Annotated in this window: 21 protein-coding genes; 13 read left to right on the top strand and 8 right to left on the bottom strand. The window is 60.6% G+C overall.

Annotated features, from left to right (window positions below; translation table 11 throughout):
* The 7 genes from ACOJSJ_RS03985 to ACOJSJ_RS04015 all read left to right on the top strand — a co-directional run.
* On the top strand, window positions 1–397 hold a 397-nt coding region (locus tag ACOJSJ_RS03985; protein WP_420143696.1), incomplete at its 5' end, for an ABC transporter permease.
* Between the two features lie 160 nt (window positions 398–557).
* On the top strand, window positions 558–719 hold the full coding sequence (locus ACOJSJ_RS03990) for a hypothetical protein (protein WP_420143697.1): 162 nt from the start codon (window positions 558–560) through the stop codon (window positions 717–719).
* A gap of 227 nt (window positions 720–946) precedes the next feature.
* Window positions 947–1,312, top strand: a complete 366-nt coding sequence (locus tag ACOJSJ_RS03995) for an RcnB family protein (RefSeq protein WP_420143698.1) — start codon at window positions 947–949, stop codon at window positions 1,310–1,312.
* 217 nt (window positions 1,313–1,529) lie between these two features.
* On the top strand, window positions 1,530–1,943 hold the full coding sequence (gene rpsF / locus ACOJSJ_RS04000) for a 30S ribosomal protein S6 (RefSeq protein WP_420143699.1): 414 nt from the start codon (window positions 1,530–1,532) through the stop codon (window positions 1,941–1,943).
* A gap of 13 nt (window positions 1,944–1,956) precedes the next feature.
* The gene (gene rpsR, locus ACOJSJ_RS04005) at window positions 1,957–2,181 is read left to right on the top strand and encodes a 30S ribosomal protein S18 (RefSeq protein ID WP_004212076.1); all 225 of its coding nucleotides are present in this window, start codon (window positions 1,957–1,959) and stop codon (window positions 2,179–2,181) included.
* A gap of 13 nt (window positions 2,182–2,194) precedes the next feature.
* The gene (gene rplI / locus ACOJSJ_RS04010; protein WP_420143700.1) at window positions 2,195–2,797 is read left to right on the top strand and encodes a 50S ribosomal protein L9; all 603 of its coding nucleotides are present in this window, start codon (window positions 2,195–2,197) and stop codon (window positions 2,795–2,797) included.
* 146 nt (window positions 2,798–2,943) lie between these two features.
* On the top strand, window positions 2,944–3,654 hold the full coding sequence (locus ACOJSJ_RS04015; protein ID WP_420143701.1) for a hypothetical protein: 711 nt from the start codon (window positions 2,944–2,946) through the stop codon (window positions 3,652–3,654).
* 52 nt (window positions 3,655–3,706) lie between these two features.
* Here the strand turns inward: ACOJSJ_RS04015 and ACOJSJ_RS04020 are convergent, their stop codons facing one another.
* Both ACOJSJ_RS04020 and ACOJSJ_RS04025 read right to left on the bottom strand, forming a co-directional pair.
* Entirely contained in the window at window positions 3,707–5,893 is a 2,187-nt protein-coding gene (locus ACOJSJ_RS04020; protein ID WP_420143702.1) for a TonB-dependent siderophore receptor, read from the bottom strand.
* 195 nt (window positions 5,894–6,088) lie between these two features.
* Window positions 6,089–6,388 (bottom strand): plasmid stabilization protein, encoded by a 300-nt coding sequence (locus tag ACOJSJ_RS04025; protein ID WP_420143703.1) that lies wholly within the window; start codon window positions 6,386–6,388, stop codon window positions 6,089–6,091.
* On the opposite strand from ACOJSJ_RS04025, the gene ACOJSJ_RS04030 reads away from it, so the two are divergent.
* From ACOJSJ_RS04030 to ACOJSJ_RS04055, 6 genes are all read left to right on the top strand, one after another.
* Window positions 6,296–6,523 (top strand): hypothetical protein, encoded by a 228-nt coding sequence (locus ACOJSJ_RS04030; RefSeq protein WP_420143771.1) that lies wholly within the window; start codon window positions 6,296–6,298, stop codon window positions 6,521–6,523. The two genes, ACOJSJ_RS04025 and ACOJSJ_RS04030, sit on opposite strands and share 93 nt — an antisense overlap.
* A complete protein-coding gene (locus ACOJSJ_RS04035; RefSeq protein WP_420143704.1) occupies window positions 6,505–6,837 on the top strand; it encodes a hypothetical protein in 333 nt (110 codons plus the stop codon). The genes ACOJSJ_RS04030 and ACOJSJ_RS04035 overlap by 19 nt, the downstream gene beginning before the upstream one ends.
* Complete coding sequence (locus ACOJSJ_RS04040) at window positions 6,834–7,067, top strand: hypothetical protein (protein WP_420143705.1); 234 nt, start codon at window positions 6,834–6,836, stop codon at window positions 7,065–7,067. The genes ACOJSJ_RS04035 and ACOJSJ_RS04040 overlap by 4 nt, the downstream gene beginning before the upstream one ends.
* A gap of 90 nt (window positions 7,068–7,157) precedes the next feature.
* On the top strand, window positions 7,158–8,087 hold the full coding sequence (locus ACOJSJ_RS04045) for a DUF808 domain-containing protein (RefSeq protein WP_420143706.1): 930 nt from the start codon (window positions 7,158–7,160) through the stop codon (window positions 8,085–8,087).
* Window positions 8,088–8,216: 129 nt separating this feature from the next.
* Window positions 8,217–9,527, top strand: a complete 1,311-nt coding sequence (locus ACOJSJ_RS04050; RefSeq protein ID WP_420143767.1) for an MATE family efflux transporter — start codon at window positions 8,217–8,219, stop codon at window positions 9,525–9,527.
* Window positions 9,528–9,617: 90 nt separating this feature from the next.
* Window positions 9,618–9,938, top strand: coding sequence for a hypothetical protein (locus ACOJSJ_RS04055; RefSeq protein WP_420143707.1), 321 nt, complete (start codon window positions 9,618–9,620; stop codon window positions 9,936–9,938).
* 56 nt (window positions 9,939–9,994) lie between these two features.
* Here ACOJSJ_RS04055 and ACOJSJ_RS04060 read toward each other — a convergent pair whose 3' ends face one another.
* The 6 genes from ACOJSJ_RS04060 to ACOJSJ_RS04085 form a co-directional block, all read right to left on the bottom strand.
* On the bottom strand, window positions 9,995–10,765 hold the full coding sequence (locus tag ACOJSJ_RS04060) for an ABC transporter permease (RefSeq protein ID WP_420143708.1): 771 nt from the start codon (window positions 10,763–10,765) through the stop codon (window positions 9,995–9,997).
* Entirely contained in the window at window positions 10,762–11,694 is a 933-nt protein-coding gene (locus tag ACOJSJ_RS04065; protein WP_420143709.1) for an ABC transporter ATP-binding protein, read from the bottom strand. The genes ACOJSJ_RS04060 and ACOJSJ_RS04065 overlap by 4 nt, the downstream gene beginning before the upstream one ends.
* Window positions 11,695–11,754: 60 nt before the next feature.
* Entirely contained in the window at window positions 11,755–12,384 is a 630-nt protein-coding gene (locus ACOJSJ_RS04070) for a class I SAM-dependent methyltransferase (protein WP_420143710.1), read from the bottom strand.
* Window positions 12,385–12,521: 137 nt separating this feature from the next.
* On the bottom strand, window positions 12,522–13,751 hold the full coding sequence (locus ACOJSJ_RS04075; RefSeq protein ID WP_420143711.1) for a dipeptidase: 1,230 nt from the start codon (window positions 13,749–13,751) through the stop codon (window positions 12,522–12,524).
* Complete coding sequence (locus ACOJSJ_RS04080) at window positions 13,751–16,135, bottom strand: TonB-dependent receptor (RefSeq protein WP_420143712.1); 2,385 nt, start codon at window positions 16,133–16,135, stop codon at window positions 13,751–13,753. The genes ACOJSJ_RS04075 and ACOJSJ_RS04080 overlap by 1 nt, the downstream gene beginning before the upstream one ends.
* Window positions 16,136–16,340: 205 nt before the next feature.
* Entirely contained in the window at window positions 16,341–17,120 is a 780-nt protein-coding gene (locus tag ACOJSJ_RS04085; RefSeq protein ID WP_420143713.1) for an enoyl-CoA hydratase-related protein, read from the bottom strand.
* Window positions 17,121–17,155: the final 35 nt, after the last annotated feature.

Raw genomic sequence — 17,155 nt, forward strand, 5'->3', positions numbered from 1 at the left:
CAGCACCAAGGTGATGACATCGCTGTTAGGAGCGGTGGCGGGCGTGAGCCTGCTGGTCGGCGGCATCGGCATCATGAACATCATGCTGGTGTCGGTGACGGAGCGGACCCGCGAAATCGGCATCCGCCTCGCCATCGGCGCGGTCGCCCGCGAAGTGCTGATGCAATTTCTGGTGGAGGCAATCGTCCTGTCCTGCCTTGGCGGCCTGATCGGCCTGTTTTTGGCCCTCATCGCATCCGTTGCCATCGCCCCATTGATGCAGGTGCCATTCCTGTTCGATCTGAAGGTGAACCTGATCGCCTTCCTCTTTTCCGCCGCGATCGGGGTCGTGTTCGGCTATTTCCCGGCACGCCGGGCCGCTGCGCTCAACCCTATCGATGCGCTGCGGCACGAATAAGGCCCCCTGCCCGTTCGCTTAGAGCACCGTCGAGAAGGGTTTGGCGCAGGCTGATACAATTTCCGACAAATGCGGATGTCGCACGGCACAGTCCTGCGACATCCGCCTTCTAATGCCCCTTTCATGACGCCATCCTGGCGCGCCCGAAAGGACATTGCCCATGAAAACCATCGCCCTCAGCATCGCCAGCAGCGCGCTGGTCCTTGGCGCCAGCCTGACCGCCATGGCAGCCACCCCAGCCTCCGCCTCCGTTATCGAAAGCAGGGACCAGCCCATCCTGCTCGGCCGGGTGGTGGTGGAGGCGACGCCGCTACCGAACTGAAACCCCTTGCACCAACACCCAAAAGCCTCGCAGCCCATGCTGCGAGGCTTTTCTTCGATGCTCAAGAAATACAAGCCTTGCTGAATATCCATTCAGGTTAAATTTCAATCTGTTACAATTTCCGACAAGATCGCGCCCTTTCCGACATATCTGCGCGACAACTGGCTCCTAATTCTGTTTTCGACGCCACGGAACGGCGCCCGAATTTGAAGGCAAAGGAGCAAGACATGTTCAAGAAGATCATCATGACCCTGGCCGCCACCACTCTGGTCGCCAGCCCCATCGTCACCGCACAGGCCCAGGCCGCGCCCCGTCACGAAACCAGCCGCACCGTCGTGACCCACAAGCCCAATGGCCGTACGGTCGTGAAGAAGCAGACCGTCGTGCGCAAGGATACGGGCCGTCGCTGGGCGAAGGGCCAGCGTTTCGACCGCCGCTATGCGACCAACTATCGCGTCGTGAATAATTATCGCGACTATCGCCTGTCGACACCGCCGCGCGGCTATCAGTGGGTCCGTTCGGGCAATGACGCGGTGCTGATCGCGATCACCAGCGGTATTATCGGCGCGGTCGTCGGCAGCGCCATTCGCTAAGCCGTCCCGCCCCTAGTCCCAGCGTCCCGGATGCCCGCGCATTCGGGGCGTTTTCCATATGCATCCGCGCTTGCCTTTCCCCCGCATTTCGGTCATAGGCGCGCCTTCGCAACGGCTCCGGGGTGACTGGAGTCGCCGCGAAGCATTTGAGACGACAGCCGGAGGGGCGTTCCACATGGGGTGGGCGTCAGCGATCGGCCAAAAGATGAGGCATGACATGGCTCTTTATGAGCACGTCTTCCTTGCGCGCCAGGATCTGGCACAGGCGCAGGTAGACGCACTGGCGGAAACCGCCACGAAGATCGTCGAAGACATGAACGGCAAGGTGACCAAGGTTGAAACCTGGGGCCTGCGTTCGCTCGCGTACAAGATCGCCAAGAACCGCAAGGCTCACTATGTGATGCTGAACATCGACGCGCCCGGCGACGTCGTTGCGGAACTGGAGCGCCAGACGCAGATCAACGAAGACATCATCCGTTACATGACCATCAAGGTCGATGAACTGGAAACCGGCCCGTCGGTGATGATGCGCAAGCAGGACCGCCCCGAACGCGGCGACCGTGGTTCGCGTGGCGACCGCGGCGATCGTGGCCCGCGCCGTGAGCGCGAAGAAGCCCCGGCTGCTGAATAAGGAGATCTGACACATGGCACGCCCATTTTTCCGCCGCCGCAAGAGCTGCCCCTTCGCCGCCAAGGATGCGCCGAAGATCGATTATAAGGACGTTCGTCTGCTTCAGGGCTTCGTGTCCGAACGCGGCAAGATCGTCCCCAGCCGCATCACGGCTGTGTCCGCCAAGAAGCAGCGCGAACTGGCCCAGGCCATCAAGCGCGCCCGTCACCTGGGCCTGCTGCCCTACATCGTGAAGTAAGGGAGAAAGACCCATGGAAATCATTCTCCTCGAACGCATCGAAAAGCTGGGCGCGATCGGCGACGTCGTCACCGTGAAGGACGGTTACGCTCGTAACTTCCTGCTGCCCAACAAGAAGGCCCTGCGTTCCAACGCCGCCAACAAGAAGGTCTTCGAAGCCAACCGCGCGAAGATCGAAGCCGACAACGCGGCTCGCCGTTCGGACGCCGAATCGGCTGCCGAAGGCGTAAACGGCAAGCAGATCGTCCTGATCCGCCAGTCGTCGAACGCCGGTCACCTGTACGGCTCGGTCGCTGTGCGTGACGTCGTCGAAGCGCTGCACGCCGATGGCGTGACCAACGTCACCAAGGCGATGGTCGTGCTGGAACGCCCGATCAAGACGCTCGGCGTGTTCGACGTCAAGGTCGCGCTGCACCCCGAAGTGTCGGTCGTCATCACCGTGAACGTCGCCCGTTCGCCGGAAGAAGCCGAACTCCAGTCGCAGGGCGTGGACGTGATGGCCGATCTGTTCGAAAAGGACGAGGCGGGCTTCACCGAAGATTATGATCCCAATGCCGAACCGGGCGAAATCGCTTCGGTCAGCAGCGACGAAGAAGAGACTGCTGAAGAAGCCTGATCTTCCTTCCGCAGGATCGAATGAGAAAGCCGCCCGGCAACGGGCGGCTTTTTTATGGGGGCAATCGATCACGCAATTCGCTGCCGCCATTCGCCAGTTCATCGCGCAGGTCATGATGCCGCAATAACCGGCATTATGCTGACCGCATGATCAGGTTCATCCCGCATGCTTTATTGACCGCTGCACTGATCGGTGCTGCATCCGCCAACGCCTTCCCTACTGTATCGGGGATGATGTGGCCGGTGGTCATGAACCCCTGTCCTGCGGGCAAATGCCCTGCTGTATCGAAGGGCGTGCCGCGACCAGCCAAAGCCACTCCTTCGACAGGGAGGATAGCCGCTCCGGTCGCAACGCTCACCTTTACGCCATCCATCGAACGGCGCCGCGCCAACCTCGCCGCCTTTGCAGCGAAATCGAATGGCGATCGTGCCGTGGCGCAAATCGCCGTCAATGCCGACCGGATTTTTCCGCAACTGGACGCCGCACTGGCCAGCCGAGGCATGAAAATGAACAATCTGGCCGACAGCTATGCTGCATGGTGGATTTCCGCGCATGATGTGGCCCATGGCCTGACCGAAACGCGACCGACGACTGACTATCTGGCGGTAGGGGATCAGGCTGCGCAATTGTTGGCAACGTCGCAGATCGCCAATGTCGCTGCATCACGCAAACAGGAACTGGCCGCCGCCCTGCTGGTGCAGATTATCCTGATCGACATCAGCATCGAGCATGCCAAGCGGAACCCGCGGCAATTAAGGGCGATCAGCGCCGTCGTGGCGCAAGGCGCACGGAAAATGGGCGTTGATCTGTCCACCATGCCACTGACGGATACGGGCTTTGCGACCGTCGGCAAATGAAAAGGGCCGGAGGATCGCTCCCCCGGCCCCTGTCACGACGATCGTTTGACGATCAGAATTTATAGTTGGCGCTGATCGTGAAGTTGCGCGGCGCGCCATAGCGGTACTGGCTGAAGAAGCCCATCTGGCTGTAATATTTCTTGTCGAACAGATTTTCGATGTTGCCCTGCAACTGCAGCTGTTCGGTCACCGCGTAGCGCGCCATCAGGCTGACCAGCGTGTAGCCGTCCTGCTGGAAGCGGAAGGGCGCCGCCGTCACCGGATTGCTACCTTCCGAATAGGCCTTGCTGCGATAATTGATGCCGCCACCCACGGTCAGGCCGGTCAGCACGCCCGGAAGGTCATAGGTGGTGAAGATTTTCAGCAGCTTCCGCGGCTGCACGGTGTTGACGTTGTTGCCGTCCGCATCTTCGATCTTGAACTGGCTGTAGCTGGCGTTGACGTTCCAGCCCGGCAGCGGCTGACCGGTGGCTTCGAGTTCAAAGCCCTTGCTGGTCACGCCTTCAACCGGACGATAAGGCTGGAAGGTCTGCCCGTTCAGGATGATTTCCGGCCCGTCAATTTCGCCGACATTATCCTGTTCGATACGGAACAGCGCAACCGAGGTTTGCAGCGCATCGCCGAAGAAGTTGCTCTTCAGGCCGATTTCGTAGCTGTTGCCGTCCAGCGGATCGAGCAGGCGCTGGTTGCGATCATACAGGTTCTGCGGCTGGAAGATCTTGGTATAGCTGGCATAGACGCGGTGGTTTGGCGTCAGGTCGTACAGCGCACCGACATAGGGGATAAACACATTGTCATCGCCATAGTCGCTTGGCCCGCTCCAAGCGAAGCCGGTCTGCTTCCAGCTGGCGATGCGGCCACCCATGATGATCTTGAACGGATCCGCGACGTTCAGGCGGAATGCGCCATAATAGCCGGTCTGCTTGATCCGCTCTTGTTCGTTGCGCACGGCGGTCGTGCCCCAGTTCGGTTCCGCGAACGGCACGCTCGACTGGCCGACCAGCGGGACGTTTGTGGCCCATTCGTTGTTCACACCCGGCTGCGCACCGAACAGGTTGGGGTTAAACTGGGTGTAGGGCGCGACATAATTGTCGGTGTGGCGTTTCAGCAGGCTATGCAGCACGCCCAGAACGACTTCATGATCGCGGCCGAACAGGCTGACTTCGCCCTTCAACTGCGCATCGACGCTGTTCTGGAGGCTGCTGCCCTTCGACTTGTAAGGGTTGCTGGACTGGATCGTCCCCGTCGCCTTGTCCACCGCGCCATAGAGATACAGCAGCTGCGTATCGCCAGTGGTGCGAATGCGGTTGTAATTGACGCTCAGGTTCCAGCGGTCGCCAAATTGCTGGCGCACGGTGGCGAAGATATTCTGGTTGGTGGTGTTCCAGTAGGTCCAGTCCGCCGCCGTCGTCTGCGACCGGGGCAGGTCAGTCGTCGTACCGTCGGTGTAGAAAGTGGGCAGCGCTCCCCAGGTCGCGCCACCGGGCTTGCTGTCCTGATGGCTCATGCCTACGCGAACCAGCGTCGTGTCGGTCAGGTCGGCGTCGACCACGCCGTACAGCACCCACTTCTTCTTGTCCTGATTGTCGATATAGCTTTCGCCTTCCTCATACCGGCCGACCAGACGCGCGCGAATGCGGCCATCGGCGGTTAGCGCGCCAGCGATGTCGCCCGATACGCGCCAAGTGTTCCAGCTACCGATGGAAGCGTTGACATAGCCGGTGAGGTCCGTCGCGTCGGCATGCTTGCGCACCAAGTTGACCGAAGCGGACGGGTCGCCCGCGCCCGACAGCAGGCCGGTCGCACCGCGCACGATCTCCACGCGCTCGTAAATCGACACGTCGATGCTGGTTTCGCCATTGCCGCCCGCCAGCGTCCATGCAGCGGGAACGCCGTCGACCTGCGTGTTGCGAATCTCGAAACCCCGTGCGTAGAAATTATTACGCACATCGTCGACTTCATTGGCCGACACGCCCACCGCATTGGTGATGACGTCCTTCACGCTGATCAGATTCTGGTCGAGGATGCGCTGCGCGGTCATAACGCTGACGGACTGCGGCGTTTCCTGGATGGTGAGGCCAAGGCCGGTCGCGGTGTCGATCTTGTTGGGCAGCGTGTAGGTGCCGGTGACGATGATCTCATCTTCTGCAGGCGCAGCGGCAGGCGTCTGCGCATCTACGGGCGTGGTCAGAAATGCTGCAGCCGAAGCGCTGAGCAGAAGAGAAAATTTCCGGATCATTTGAGCGAACCCCCGATATTGATCGATTGGGCACCGCCTTGACGGATCAAACTGCCAGTCATCCGCCGGCCAGCGCCGATACCGCGGAGGCCGATAGTGATATTAAGAATGTTTCGCAATATACGTTATTAAAAATCATATCCGGATAGGTGGCAATTTGCAAAAGCGTCGCATTTACGCAACAGAAATTCAGCGTCATGCCGATCGGCGCCGTGTTTCCCATCCCTTTTTCGCGGCAGCCGACCGGCGCGCTTTGACATGATGGTCAGATGATACGCCATCTTTCAGGCCAGCTTCCCGCGCGGAGGCATGTGTTTCCGGACGCCCTCTGCCGGATCCGGACCTGTTGCCACCGCCCGAATCCTTGTTGACCGTTGCCCATGCCCGCGTAACGGCTTCATCATGGGGAACGCCGCGTTCCTCGTAACTTTCGCGAATATGCTGCGCTTTGCGCTTTTGCTTGTCGGTATAGGCGCTTTTGTCACCTTGCGGCATCGTTCGTCTCCGTGGCTGCGTAACGGTTCAACCATCGCCGATAATCATCGTTCATATCGCTATGATGACGTCATGATGATCTGGAACGGCGGCCAGCGATGCGCGTTCGGCTTTCCATGGAACATCGTTCTTTAATCGAGCGCCTTGCGCGTCACCTGTCGGTCGGACAACCCGATCAATGGCCGTCTCGTATAGAGGATGCTGCAAGCATTCTGGCGCTGATGAAGGAACCGGACGGGGCGATGCGCGATGCGGGCGACAACGCCATCTGGTCCGCCATGATCGACGCGGCCCTGCGCGAACGCTGGTCGCTTCCACACCCCGCGACATCAACGGGGGAAGCGGGCGGAGCGGATGAAGAAGGCGAGATCAAGTTGACGTCGGATGCAGTCGGCCATGACCGCGCCGATTGGGTTCATCTGCATCATGGGCAGGAGATGGAACGATGAAGGGACTGCTTAAACTGGCCATAGTCGCCGGACTTGGTGCGGTTGCGTTGAAGGGCTGGCGCGAATGGATGGGCGACGGAAACGCGCCGGACGATCGCGGTCCGGTGGGATCGTCCGGCATCGTGCGCGACGCCGGGCCGCAACAGGGCGTCCGCGCCGCGGACTGGGATATGGTCGACGAACAATCGGATGAAAGCTTTCCCGCGAGCGATCCGCCCGGTAATTTCTGAACGCATCCTCCGCCGCATTGCCGCTGCCCCTTCCCACCCCTATGAAGCGGATCGGGTGCATTTCGCACTCGCAACAGGGGAATGACATTTATGCCTTCGGGTCTGATCGCACTGCTCGACGATGTGGCGGGCATTGCCAAGCTGACGGCGACCTCGCTGGACGATGTCGCGGCGGCGGCGGGTCGCGCGGGAACGAAGGCAGCGGGCGTGGTTATCGACGATGCCGCCGTCACCCCCAAATATGTCATGGGCCTGACGCCCGATCGCGAACTGCCGATCATATGGAAAATCGCGAAGGGGTCGCTGCGGAACAAGCTGCTTTTCCTGCTGCCCGCCGCGTTGCTGATCAGCGCCTTTGCGCCATGGCTGCTGCCGCCGCTGCTGATGCTGGGCGGCGCGTTCCTCTGTTTCGAGGCGGTCGAAAAGCTGCTGGAAGCGGTGCAAGGTGGCCATGACGTCGCAGAAGAAGCGGTGAAGGCGCATAGTTCGGCCGACCTCGAAAATCAGAAGGTGTCGAGCGCGATCCGCACCGACTTCATCCTGTCGGGTGAAATCATGGCGATTTCGCTGGGCACGGTGGCGACCGAACCGGTGTGGGAACAGGCATTGATCCTTGTCGTCGTGGCGATCCTCATCACGGCGGGCGTCTATGGTGTCGTCGGCCTGATCGTGAAGATGGATGATATTGGCCTGCACCTGACCAGGAAGGATGGTGCAGGCACGCAGGCGCTCGGCCGATCGCTGGTCAAGGCGATGCCGGTTCTGATGTCGATACTGGCGGTCGTCGGCACGGCGGCGATGCTATGGGTCGGCGGGGGCCTCATCGTGCATGGCCTGCATGAATTTCATCTGGACCTGATCCCCGGCACCATCCACCATCTGGCGGATAGCGCCGCCCATGCAGCCCCCGCCATTGGCGGCCTTCTCGACTGGCTGGTAAACGCCATCGGCGGCGCGATCGTTGGATTGGTCGTGGGCGCCATCGTCGTCGCCGCGCTGCATCTGTTCAAAAAACATTGAGGCGTTTAGGGGGAGCATAGTCGAAAGCTCCCCTTTCGACGACGATTGTTCCTGTCCGGACTTGCCCCAGTGACCCATTCTTCCCCATGGCGTATAGAGGCAGGCGCGCTGATCGCGCTGGCTCTGCCGATGATTGCAGGCAATATCGCCTGGTCGGCCATCGCCGCCACCGACCTGCTGCTGTTGGGTCGGATCGGCGCGGAAGCCGTCGCGGCCGGGGCACTCGCGATCAATCTGTTTCATGCGCTGCTGCTTTTCGGCATGGGTCTGGTCACGGCAGCATCCCCCCTGATCGCCAGCGAGCGCGGCCGTCGCCGCAACAGCGTGCGCGACGTTCGCCGCACCGTGCATCAGACATTACGCGCCGCGCTTTTCTTCGTTCTGCCAGCCTGGGCATTGCTTTGGGAATGCGAAAGCATCCTGCTTGCCATGGGGCAGGAAGCCGACCTCGCGCGCGAAGCAGGCCATCTGATGCACGGCCTGCAATGGGCGCTGCTGCCCTTTCTGGGTTTTACCACCCTGCGTAATTTCATTGCCGCGCTGGAACGCCCGATCTGGGGGCTGGTCATCATGCTCGCAGCCATTCCGTTCAATATTCTGGCAGGCTGGACCCTGATTTTCGGCCATCTGGGCTTTCCCGCGCTCGGCCTGTTCGGCGCGGGTCTGGCGAGCACGCTTTCATCCTGCTTCCTCTTTTCCGGCCTATTGACCGTCATTCTCGTCGATCGCCGGTTTCGCCGGTACAGGCTGATGGGCCGTTTCTGGACGCGCGACCGCGAACGTCACCGGCAGGTGTGGGCACTGGGCCTGCCCATCGCCATCACGCTGGGGTTCGAAACCACCGTATTCAACGCCTCCGCTTTCCTGATGGGGCTGATCGACCGGGATTCGCTCGCGGCCCATGCGGTGGCGATCCAGATCGCCGCGCTGGTCTTCATGGTGCCGATGGGCATCGGACAGGCCGCGACCATTCGCGTCGGCATCGCCTATGGACGGCAGGATCGCGCGGGGATTGGCCGCGCGGGATGGCTGGCGCTGATGATCGGCACCGGCTTTGCAATCTGCGCCGCTACATTGCTGATCTTCACGCCGCGCACGCTGGTATCGGCCTTCCTGGACCTCAGCAATCCGGACAATGCGCGCACGGCGACGCTGGCGGTCAGCTTTCTGGCCGTTGCCGCGCTGTTCCAGCTGGTCGATGCCGCGCAGGCGGTGGGCGCCGGCGTGCTGCGCGGGATTCAGGACACGACCGTTCCCATGATCTTTGCGCTGGTCGGCTATTGGGTAGTGGGCATCGGGGTTGGAACCCTGCTTGCGTTCCCGCTTGGCATGGCAGGACTTGGCTTCTGGTTCGGCCTTGCCAGCGGCCTTGGCGCGGTGGCGCTATTGCTGATCATCCGATGGAGCCTGCGCGAACGATTGCATCTGGTCCCGGCCTAACAATTCGTCGCGTTGATTGCACGGCAGGGATATAGTGCACCGCACAAAGCAATTGAAAGAATCGCGCAAATCGGTCAGGGAGGCGACATCATGCAAGCTCCAACCGAGATTTTTGAAGCCATCGCGCTCCAGAAGTGCCTGAAGGTGACCTACAACAAGATGGTCGTCACCCTCGCCCCGCACATCCTCTATACCCGTCATGACGAAATGTTCATCGACGCCGTGACCACCGACCGCGACGGTCGCCCGCCGCGGGAGCTGAAGCTGGGCACGTTCAAGCTGGTCGGCCTGTCCGATATTCAGGTGCTGGATGAAACATTCGAGGCGATGTACGGCCTGTATAATGACGGCGACGACAAATATAAGGGCGTGACCCTTTTCGCCGTAACGCCCGAAAGCCAGGCCGCCTGAACCCGGCGGGCCTGACGATCGAATGGATTATCAGGGCGGCCATGGGCCGCCCTTTTTCATTTCTTCAACCGATAGCCGGTCCGGAACATCCAGCCGATGATGCCAAGGCATAACGCAAGCATGCCAGCAACGAACAACAGGCTGTAACCGATGTCCACATCCCCCCGGCCAAAGAAGGTCCAGCGGAACCCGGAAATTAGGTAGACGATCGGGTTGAACAGGGTCAGCGTGCGCCACGGATCCGACAGCATGTGGACCGAATAAAAGGCCCCGCCCAGAAAGGTCAGCGGCGTTACGACCAGCAGCGGGATCACCTGCAACTGTTCGAAGCCATTGGCCCATATGCCCAGAATGAAACCGAACAGACAGAAACTGACCGCGATCAACACCATGAAACCGGCCATCGCAAATGGATGGGCGACATGAATGTCCACGAACAGATGGGCCGTCAGGAATATGATCGTCCCCACGATCAGCGACTTGGTCGCCGCTGCCCCGACATAGGCGATTACGGTTTCCGTCGCCGAAATGGGGGCTGACAATAGTTCATAGATGGTGCCGGTGAATTTGGGCATGTAAATGCCGAAACTGGCGTTGAAGATGCTTTCCGTCAGCATCGACATCATGATCAGGCCCGGCACGATGAACGCGGCATAGGGAATGCCGTCCACCTGCGTCATGCGCGACCCGATGGCGCCGCCAAACACCACGAAATACAGCGTCGTCGTGATGACTGGCACCAGCAACCCGGTCAGCCAGGTCCGGCGAAAACGGTGCAGTTCGAATTTGTAGATGGACGCAATGGCGTGAAAATTCTGGAGGCTCATGCGGCCTTCTCCTGATGGACGAGGCTCACGAAAATATCTTCCAGGCTGCTTTGCTGGGTGTTGAGATCCTTATAGCCGATGCCAAGGTCGCCCAGTTTACGCAGCAAGGATGACACTCCCGTCCGTTCCGCCTGTGTGTCGAATATATATTCGACTTCATGGCCGTCGGCCTTCAGCGTCACATTCCACTGGGCTAGTTCGGCAGGAACCGCCTCGATCGGATCGGCCAGCACCACGGTCAGGGTCTTCTTACCCAGCTTTTTCATCAGCGCGGTCTTTTCTTCGACCAGCATCAGTTCGCCCCGGTTGATCACGCCCACCCGGTCAGCCATTTCCTCGGCCTCCTCGATATAATGGGTGGTCAGAATGATGGTGACGCCGGTCTGACGCAGTTCACCGATCAGCTTCCACATGTCCCGGCGCAGTTCGACATCGACTCCCGCCGTTGGTTCATCGAGGAACAGCACACGCGGTTCGTGGCTCAATGCCTTGGCGATCATCACACGGCGCTTCATGCCGCCCGACAATTCCAATATCTTGTTATGCCGTTTGTCCCACAACGACAGGTCGCGCAGGATTTTTTCGACATAGGCGTCGTTGCGCGGCTTGCCGAACAGGCCACGGCTCAGCTTTACCGTGTCGATCACCCTTTCGAACTGGTCGGTGCTCAATTCCTGGGGGACAAGGCCTATCGCCGTGCGGGCGCCGCGATAATCGGCGACGATGTCATGCCCGGCAACGGAAACGCTGCCCCCGCTCGCCCGCGCAATGCCGCAGATGATGGAGATCATCGTCGTCTTGCCTGCGCCGTTCGGCCCCAGCAGCGCGAAAATCTCGCCTTCCTCTATGGTCAGATCGACGCCCTTCAGCGCCTCGAAACCTGACGCATAACGTTTCGTCAGACCATTGATTTCAATGATGGATGCCATGGATGGCTATGCCCCTGTTGCCTTCGTCGCGAAGATAGGCGGCAGATTGCAGGGTGCAACCTATTCCGCGCGTCGAAAGAAACGAAAGACCGTCGCGGGCGGAAAATTCCGGACCGTCTGCCCCGCCCTGACGACGTCCAGCCCCAGTGCATCCATCACATCGCGATTGATCGGCGGGCGCATGGAATAGGTGAACTGCACGAAGCTGCCGCCCGGCCGCAACATGCGGAATGATTCGGACAGGATGTCGAAATGCATGTAGCGATCCATCGCCAACAGCGGCAGGCCGCTGACCACGGTCTGATAATCGCCCGGCGCACCGGCCGTCGCGGTCGACACGATCTGAGCCGGCGTTTCCAGAATCGATACATGCGGGAAATGCCGTCGCAAGCCACGCGCGAAGGCCGGGTTGATTTCCACCACTTCCAGTTTTTCAGGCGGCAGGCCGGTTTCCAATATGGCACGGGTAAAGACGCCCGTACCGCCACCCAGTTCAAGCACACGGCCGTCCTGCGGATCGATCTGCGCGACCATCAGTCGGGCGAGATAGCGGCTGGACGGCACGACCGATGCCGTCTGGCGGGGCTTTTTCACCCATGCGGCCAGAAAATCCAGATATTCGGTAGCGCGGGCGCGAAATTCGCCACTCGGCAGGGCGATCGCGCGGCTGCGCTTGGGCTTATGCTGCATAAGCGGGATGCGACCACTTCATTTCCATCCCGACTCCCTTAGCGAGGTCAACGCACGACGTCGATTGCCTTTAAATATCCCGTTCCCGCTATGCGCCAGAATGCAGCCATCCCCCCGCAGAAGGATGGCCGTCGCAATTACTTCCGTTTCCCCGCTTCGTTCGCCGCCAGCACGCGCAGCACATTGCCGGACCAGATTTTCTGAATGTCCGCTTCGCTATAGCCAGCCTTCAGAAGCGCAACGGTGATTTTGGGCAGGTCGACCACATCCTCCATGCCGACCACACCGCCACCGCCATCCCAGTCCGCGCCGATGCCGACATGGTCAGGCCCCACCACCTTCAGCGCGTGGAGCATATGCGCCATGAAATCGCCGAAGGTCGGGCGATCCGTGTCGGGATAGAGCTTGTCGATTTGCTGCCGTTTGGCCAGCAGTTCGGCGCGCTTTTCCGCCGACAGCTTCGCGTCCTCACGCATCTGGCCGAACAGCGCCATCATCGCCTTTTGCCGCTCCGGATTGGGCTTTGACGCCTTGAGGTAGGCGCCATAGGCGTTCATCTGAATGACGCCGCCCTTTGCCGCCAGGGCTTTGAGATGATCATCATCGATGTTGCGCGGATGGTCATAGACCGCCTTGCACCCCGAATGGCTCAACAGGATGGGCGTGGTGGACAGCGCCAGCAGATCATCCAGCACCTGATCGCTGCTGTGCGACGCATCGGGCACGATGCCCAGCCGGTTCATTTCCTTCAGCAGTTCCTTGCCCAATGGGCTGAGACCACCGTAGCGCGGCTTTTTCGACGGATCGGTCGAGCTGTCGGCAAACTGGTTATGCGCAAAATGCGCGAAGCCCGCCAGACGCACGCCCATGTCGTAGAAGGTTTTGAGCAGAGTGATATCTTCGCCCAGCGGATAGGCGTTTTCGATCGACATATAGACGACCCGCTTGCCCGCCGCCGCGATGGGCGCCGCATCCTTCGCTTCCATCGCCAGGGCGAAATTGTCCGGGTCGGCCGCGACCATCGACCGGATCGACATGCCGCGCAGCAGGGCGAAGTCGCGCGCCTTGCGGAACCCTTCGACCGTCAGTGGCCCCTGCCCCGTATAGATGGCCCAGAATCCGCCATCCAGACCGCCCTTCTTCATGCGTGGCAGATCGACCTGCGTATAATCGCTATGGACGCCATGTTCCTCATCGATCGTCCAGCCCGGCAGATCGAGCGAGGCCGGCGTGTCGAGGTGACTGTCGAGCGTCAGCAGCCGCTGATGCAGTTGATAGTCTTTCTTCGACACCACCGGCGCTTCGGCCTGCGCGGCGATCGGGAGCAGCGCTGCAAGCGCCGCCCCCATCATCCATGCCACCCGCATCAGATTTCACCCGAAATGGTGAACTGGAAGGTACGCGGGGACAGCGGGCGGAAATTGCCGTCGCCGGTAACCGCAGGCGAGATATAGGACAGCGTATCCTTGTCGAAGATATTGTCGATGTTGAACCGCGCCTTCACGCCCTTGACCGGGCCAAGGCTGATGCCGTCGCCAATGTCGACATAGGCGCTGAACACGGTGAAGCCCTTCACGCTGGACCCGGCCGAATTGTCGAAGGTCGACCAGCGGCGCGACGTATACTTACCGCTGAAATTGCCGACCAGCCAGCTGGCCGGTTCGATGGTCACGCCGCCATTGACGATCCATTTGGCGCTGTCGGGGATATATTTGCCATCGGTGCGATAGGTGAGCGTCGCGGTGGCGATGTCGTCCTTGAACTTGGCGATATTATAGGTGGCGTTGAGGTTGAAATAGGCAAGGCCGTTCAGATAGCGCGGCTTGTACGTGCCGCTGAATTCCGCGCCATAGGCCGTCACCCGACCGACATTCTGATAGAATGTTTCAATGACGTTGGTGGTGCCGGGCAGGATCGATCCGATCGACTGGATGCGGTTTTTGAACTTGGTGTAATAGACCGCGTAGGACGCATAAAATTCGCCCTGATTGGTGCGGACCCCGGCTTCAAAATTCTGCGACCTTTCAGGAGCCGGTGCGGGCACGCCCGCCGCGCTGCTGTTCAGCGATACGGAAAAAACGTCGTCCAGCCCCTTGGGCAGCGCCATATTTTCGGCATAGGAGGCGAAAATCTGGCTTTGATTGTCCAGCTTGTAGAGCACACCGGCCATCGGCAGGAAGGCGTCGCTATAATTGGCACGCAGTTGCTGCGGCCCCCAGCCCGGCACCCATACAGGCGCAGCCGTCGTTCCGGCATTGCGGTAATAATCGTTGAAATCGCGATAGCCGCCATAGCGATAATCGATGTTCAGCGCCTTGATACCCAGATCGAAGATCAGGCTGTCATTCAGCAGGGCAATACGATCCTTGACGAAGGCCTGGGTCGTGTTCCGCTGGCTCTGATAATCGCGACGGACATAGACCAGTTCATTGAGGTTTGGCGGGCTGGCGGGCGATCCGTCGGTCGTGTTGAAGCGCGCCTGCGTGCGGTTATAGGTATCGACCTCGGCCCACAGCCCCGTTTCCAGCGTGTGCGCGCCGATTTCCCAATGCAGCTTCGTCGTCAGGCCATAACGGTCGCCGCCCACGGTCGACAGGCCATATTGCGTGCCCTTCGGCGCGAACAGCGCGATGCCCGCTGCGGTTTGCCGCTGATATTGCAGCAGGCTGTTGGCGTAGGTGTCGGGCGACACGCCATAGCCGCCCTTGTCTTCGTAATAGGCGGTGGCTTCGGCCCAGACTCCATCGGCGATGCCGGCATGGATCGTGCCGCCATAGAGCTTGTCATCGCGCACGTTGATCGCCAGCGTATTGGTATAGGCATAGTTGGCGTTGCTGTAGGCAGGACCGCCAGCGACCGGCGCAAAGCCGGGCGTCGTGTTGGGCACGACGGAGATATAGCCGCGATCACGACCGCTTGCGCCGCCAATGTCGGTGCCGGTCAGATATTGCGCGCGGCTGAGCGAGGGGGAGTCGAAATCGTTGAACTTGTTCGACACGAATTTGAACCGCGCCCAGCTGTCGCCGCCCAGATCCGCATGCAGCATCCCTTCCCAATGTTCGCGGTCCACCGTCCCGTCGCCACGCCACAGGTCGGTATCCAGCTTCGTGCGGCTGACATAGGCGCGGAACGGCCCGACCTGTCCGGTGCTGGCGCGGATGAAGGTGCGCTTCATGCCGAAATCGCCAAAGCTCTGCGACACGAACAGGCCCAGCTCCTTCTGCGGGTCGATGCTGTTATACTGCACCACCGGGCCAAGCGTGGAGTAGCTGGGCAGGCCGACATCGCCCGCGCCCACAGCCGCTTCGACCACGCCCAGATTTTCATTGTCGACATAGCGGAATACCGGGCTGCCGCCAAAAGCATCGCTGCGGCCGGTGGGAATGCCATCGACCACGAAGCCGATCTGGTCGAGGTTGAAGGCGCGCGTCTGGACGCTGTTGCCAAATTCGTAGAGGCCAAGCGCCCCGTCCGTCTGCACGTTGAAGCCGGGCAGCTGTTCCAGCATTTTGAGGCCCGAAATGCCCGACGGCGCGGACAGCAACGCTTCGCGGGTGACGGCGACGACATTGCTGACCTTGTCCTCACCGATCGCCTCGGCCGACTGGGAAATGCGGCGGCCGGTCACGGTGATCGTGCCTTCATCCCCCGCAACGGGTTCCTGCGCATGAGCGATGCCGATAGCACCGGCGGCGCATGCGATCAGCAGCGCGGCGCGGGACGACAGGCGGATGGAGGCGGTAACGGACATATTTAGGTGGCTCCCTGTTTCACAACGAGCCGATCAGGGGGCGTCTTGCGCCTCACCTCTCCCGACAGATTATCATCGTTTCTACGTTTTCTTGTGAAACGAGACTGTCGGGGAACTCCGCCATAGGCCAATGAGGATTTCTAGGCCTATGGCAGGATATTCAATATGTTACCGTTTATTTCAGACTATGTGCCTGAAATTGCGGTCAACGTCCTTTCCAGACGCCCGGCCGCTTTTCGACAAAGGCGGTCATGCCTTCCTTCTTGTCTTCGGTGGCGGTCAGTATCTGGAACAGGCGTCGTTCGGTCAGCAATCCCTGGGCAAGACCGGTTTCAAAGGCGATGTTGACCATTTCCTTGTTCACCATCGCGCCCATGGGCGGCATCGATGCGATGGTCGCAGCGGCCTTGAGCGCTTCGTCCAGCAATTGCGCGGCGGGCACGACCCGGCTGACGAGGCCTGATCGTTCCGCTTCGGCGGCATCGATCATCCGGCCGGTCAGGCACATGTCCATCGCCTTTGCCTTGCCCACGGCGCGGGTCAGCCGCTGAGATCCGCCCATGCCAGGCGCGACGCCCAGCTTGATTTCGGGCTGACCGAATTTTGCGGTGTCGCCCGCGATGATGAAGTCGGCCATCATCGCCAGTTCGCAGCCGCCGCCCAGCGCAAAGCCCTGCACCGCTGCAATCCACGGCTTGCGGGTCGCGACGACGCCGGTCTGCCAGCCGGAAAAGAAATCCTGAAGGAAGAAGTCGGCCGCGTCCTTTTCCACCATTTCCTTGATGTCGGCGCCCGCCGCGAACGCCTTTTCACCGCTGCCGGTGACGACTGCACAGCGCTGGGCCGGATCGGCATCATAGGCAGCAAGGGCAGCGCTCAGATCCTTCAGCACCTGACTGTTGAGAGCATTGAGCGCCTGAGGCCGGTTGAGCGTGATCAGCGTCACCGCGTCACGCTGTTCCACCAGGATCGTCTCATAGGTCATCGCCGTCTCCTTATCGATTTGCGGTTGGTCTATTG

This window comes from Sphingobium sp. (assembly GCF_048594625.1).
In the GTDB taxonomy this organism is placed as follows: Bacteria; Pseudomonadota; Alphaproteobacteria; order Sphingomonadales; family Sphingomonadaceae; genus Sphingobium.

What these genes read in the sequence shown, in the direction of transcription:
- ACOJSJ_RS03990 (WP_420143697.1), top strand. Translation starts at nt 558, where the DNA reads ATGAAAACCATCGCCCTCAGCATCGCCAGCAGCGCGCTGGTCCTTGGC.
- ACOJSJ_RS03995 (WP_420143698.1), top strand. Translation starts at nt 947, where the DNA reads ATGTTCAAGAAGATCATCATGACCCTGGCCGCCACCACTCTGGTCGCC.
- rpsF (WP_420143699.1), top strand. Translation starts at nt 1,530, where the DNA reads ATGGCTCTTTATGAGCACGTCTTCCTTGCGCGCCAGGATCTGGCACAG.
- rpsR (WP_004212076.1), top strand. Translation starts at nt 1,957, where the DNA reads ATGGCACGCCCATTTTTCCGCCGCCGCAAGAGCTGCCCCTTCGCCGCC.
- rplI (WP_420143700.1), top strand. Translation starts at nt 2,195, where the DNA reads ATGGAAATCATTCTCCTCGAACGCATCGAAAAGCTGGGCGCGATCGGC.
- ACOJSJ_RS04015 (WP_420143701.1), top strand. Translation starts at nt 2,944, where the DNA reads ATGATCAGGTTCATCCCGCATGCTTTATTGACCGCTGCACTGATCGGT.
- ACOJSJ_RS04020 (WP_420143702.1), bottom strand. Translation starts at nt 5,893, where the DNA reads ATGATCCGGAAATTTTCTCTTCTGCTCAGCGCTTCGGCTGCAGCATTT.
- ACOJSJ_RS04030 (WP_420143771.1), top strand. Translation starts at nt 6,296, where the DNA reads ATGGGGAACGCCGCGTTCCTCGTAACTTTCGCGAATATGCTGCGCTTT.
- ACOJSJ_RS04025 (WP_420143703.1), bottom strand. Translation starts at nt 6,388, where the DNA reads ATGCCGCAAGGTGACAAAAGCGCCTATACCGACAAGCAAAAGCGCAAA.
- ACOJSJ_RS04035 (WP_420143704.1), top strand. Translation starts at nt 6,505, where the DNA reads ATGGAACATCGTTCTTTAATCGAGCGCCTTGCGCGTCACCTGTCGGTC.
- ACOJSJ_RS04040 (WP_420143705.1), top strand. Translation starts at nt 6,834, where the DNA reads ATGAAGGGACTGCTTAAACTGGCCATAGTCGCCGGACTTGGTGCGGTT.
- ACOJSJ_RS04045 (WP_420143706.1), top strand. Translation starts at nt 7,158, where the DNA reads ATGCCTTCGGGTCTGATCGCACTGCTCGACGATGTGGCGGGCATTGCC.
- ACOJSJ_RS04050 (WP_420143767.1), top strand. Translation starts at nt 8,217, where the DNA reads ATGATTGCAGGCAATATCGCCTGGTCGGCCATCGCCGCCACCGACCTG.
- ACOJSJ_RS04055 (WP_420143707.1), top strand. Translation starts at nt 9,618, where the DNA reads ATGCAAGCTCCAACCGAGATTTTTGAAGCCATCGCGCTCCAGAAGTGC.
- ACOJSJ_RS04060 (WP_420143708.1), bottom strand. Translation starts at nt 10,765, where the DNA reads ATGAGCCTCCAGAATTTTCACGCCATTGCGTCCATCTACAAATTCGAA.
- ACOJSJ_RS04065 (WP_420143709.1), bottom strand. Translation starts at nt 11,694, where the DNA reads ATGGCATCCATCATTGAAATCAATGGTCTGACGAAACGTTATGCGTCA.
- ACOJSJ_RS04070 (WP_420143710.1), bottom strand. Translation starts at nt 12,384, where the DNA reads ATGCAGCATAAGCCCAAGCGCAGCCGCGCGATCGCCCTGCCGAGTGGC.
- ACOJSJ_RS04075 (WP_420143711.1), bottom strand. Translation starts at nt 13,751, where the DNA reads ATGCGGGTGGCATGGATGATGGGGGCGGCGCTTGCAGCGCTGCTCCCG.
- ACOJSJ_RS04080 (WP_420143712.1), bottom strand. Translation starts at nt 16,135, where the DNA reads ATGTCCGTTACCGCCTCCATCCGCCTGTCGTCCCGCGCCGCGCTGCTG.
- ACOJSJ_RS04085 (WP_420143713.1), bottom strand. Translation starts at nt 17,120, where the DNA reads ATGACCTATGAGACGATCCTGGTGGAACAGCGTGACGCGGTGACGCTG.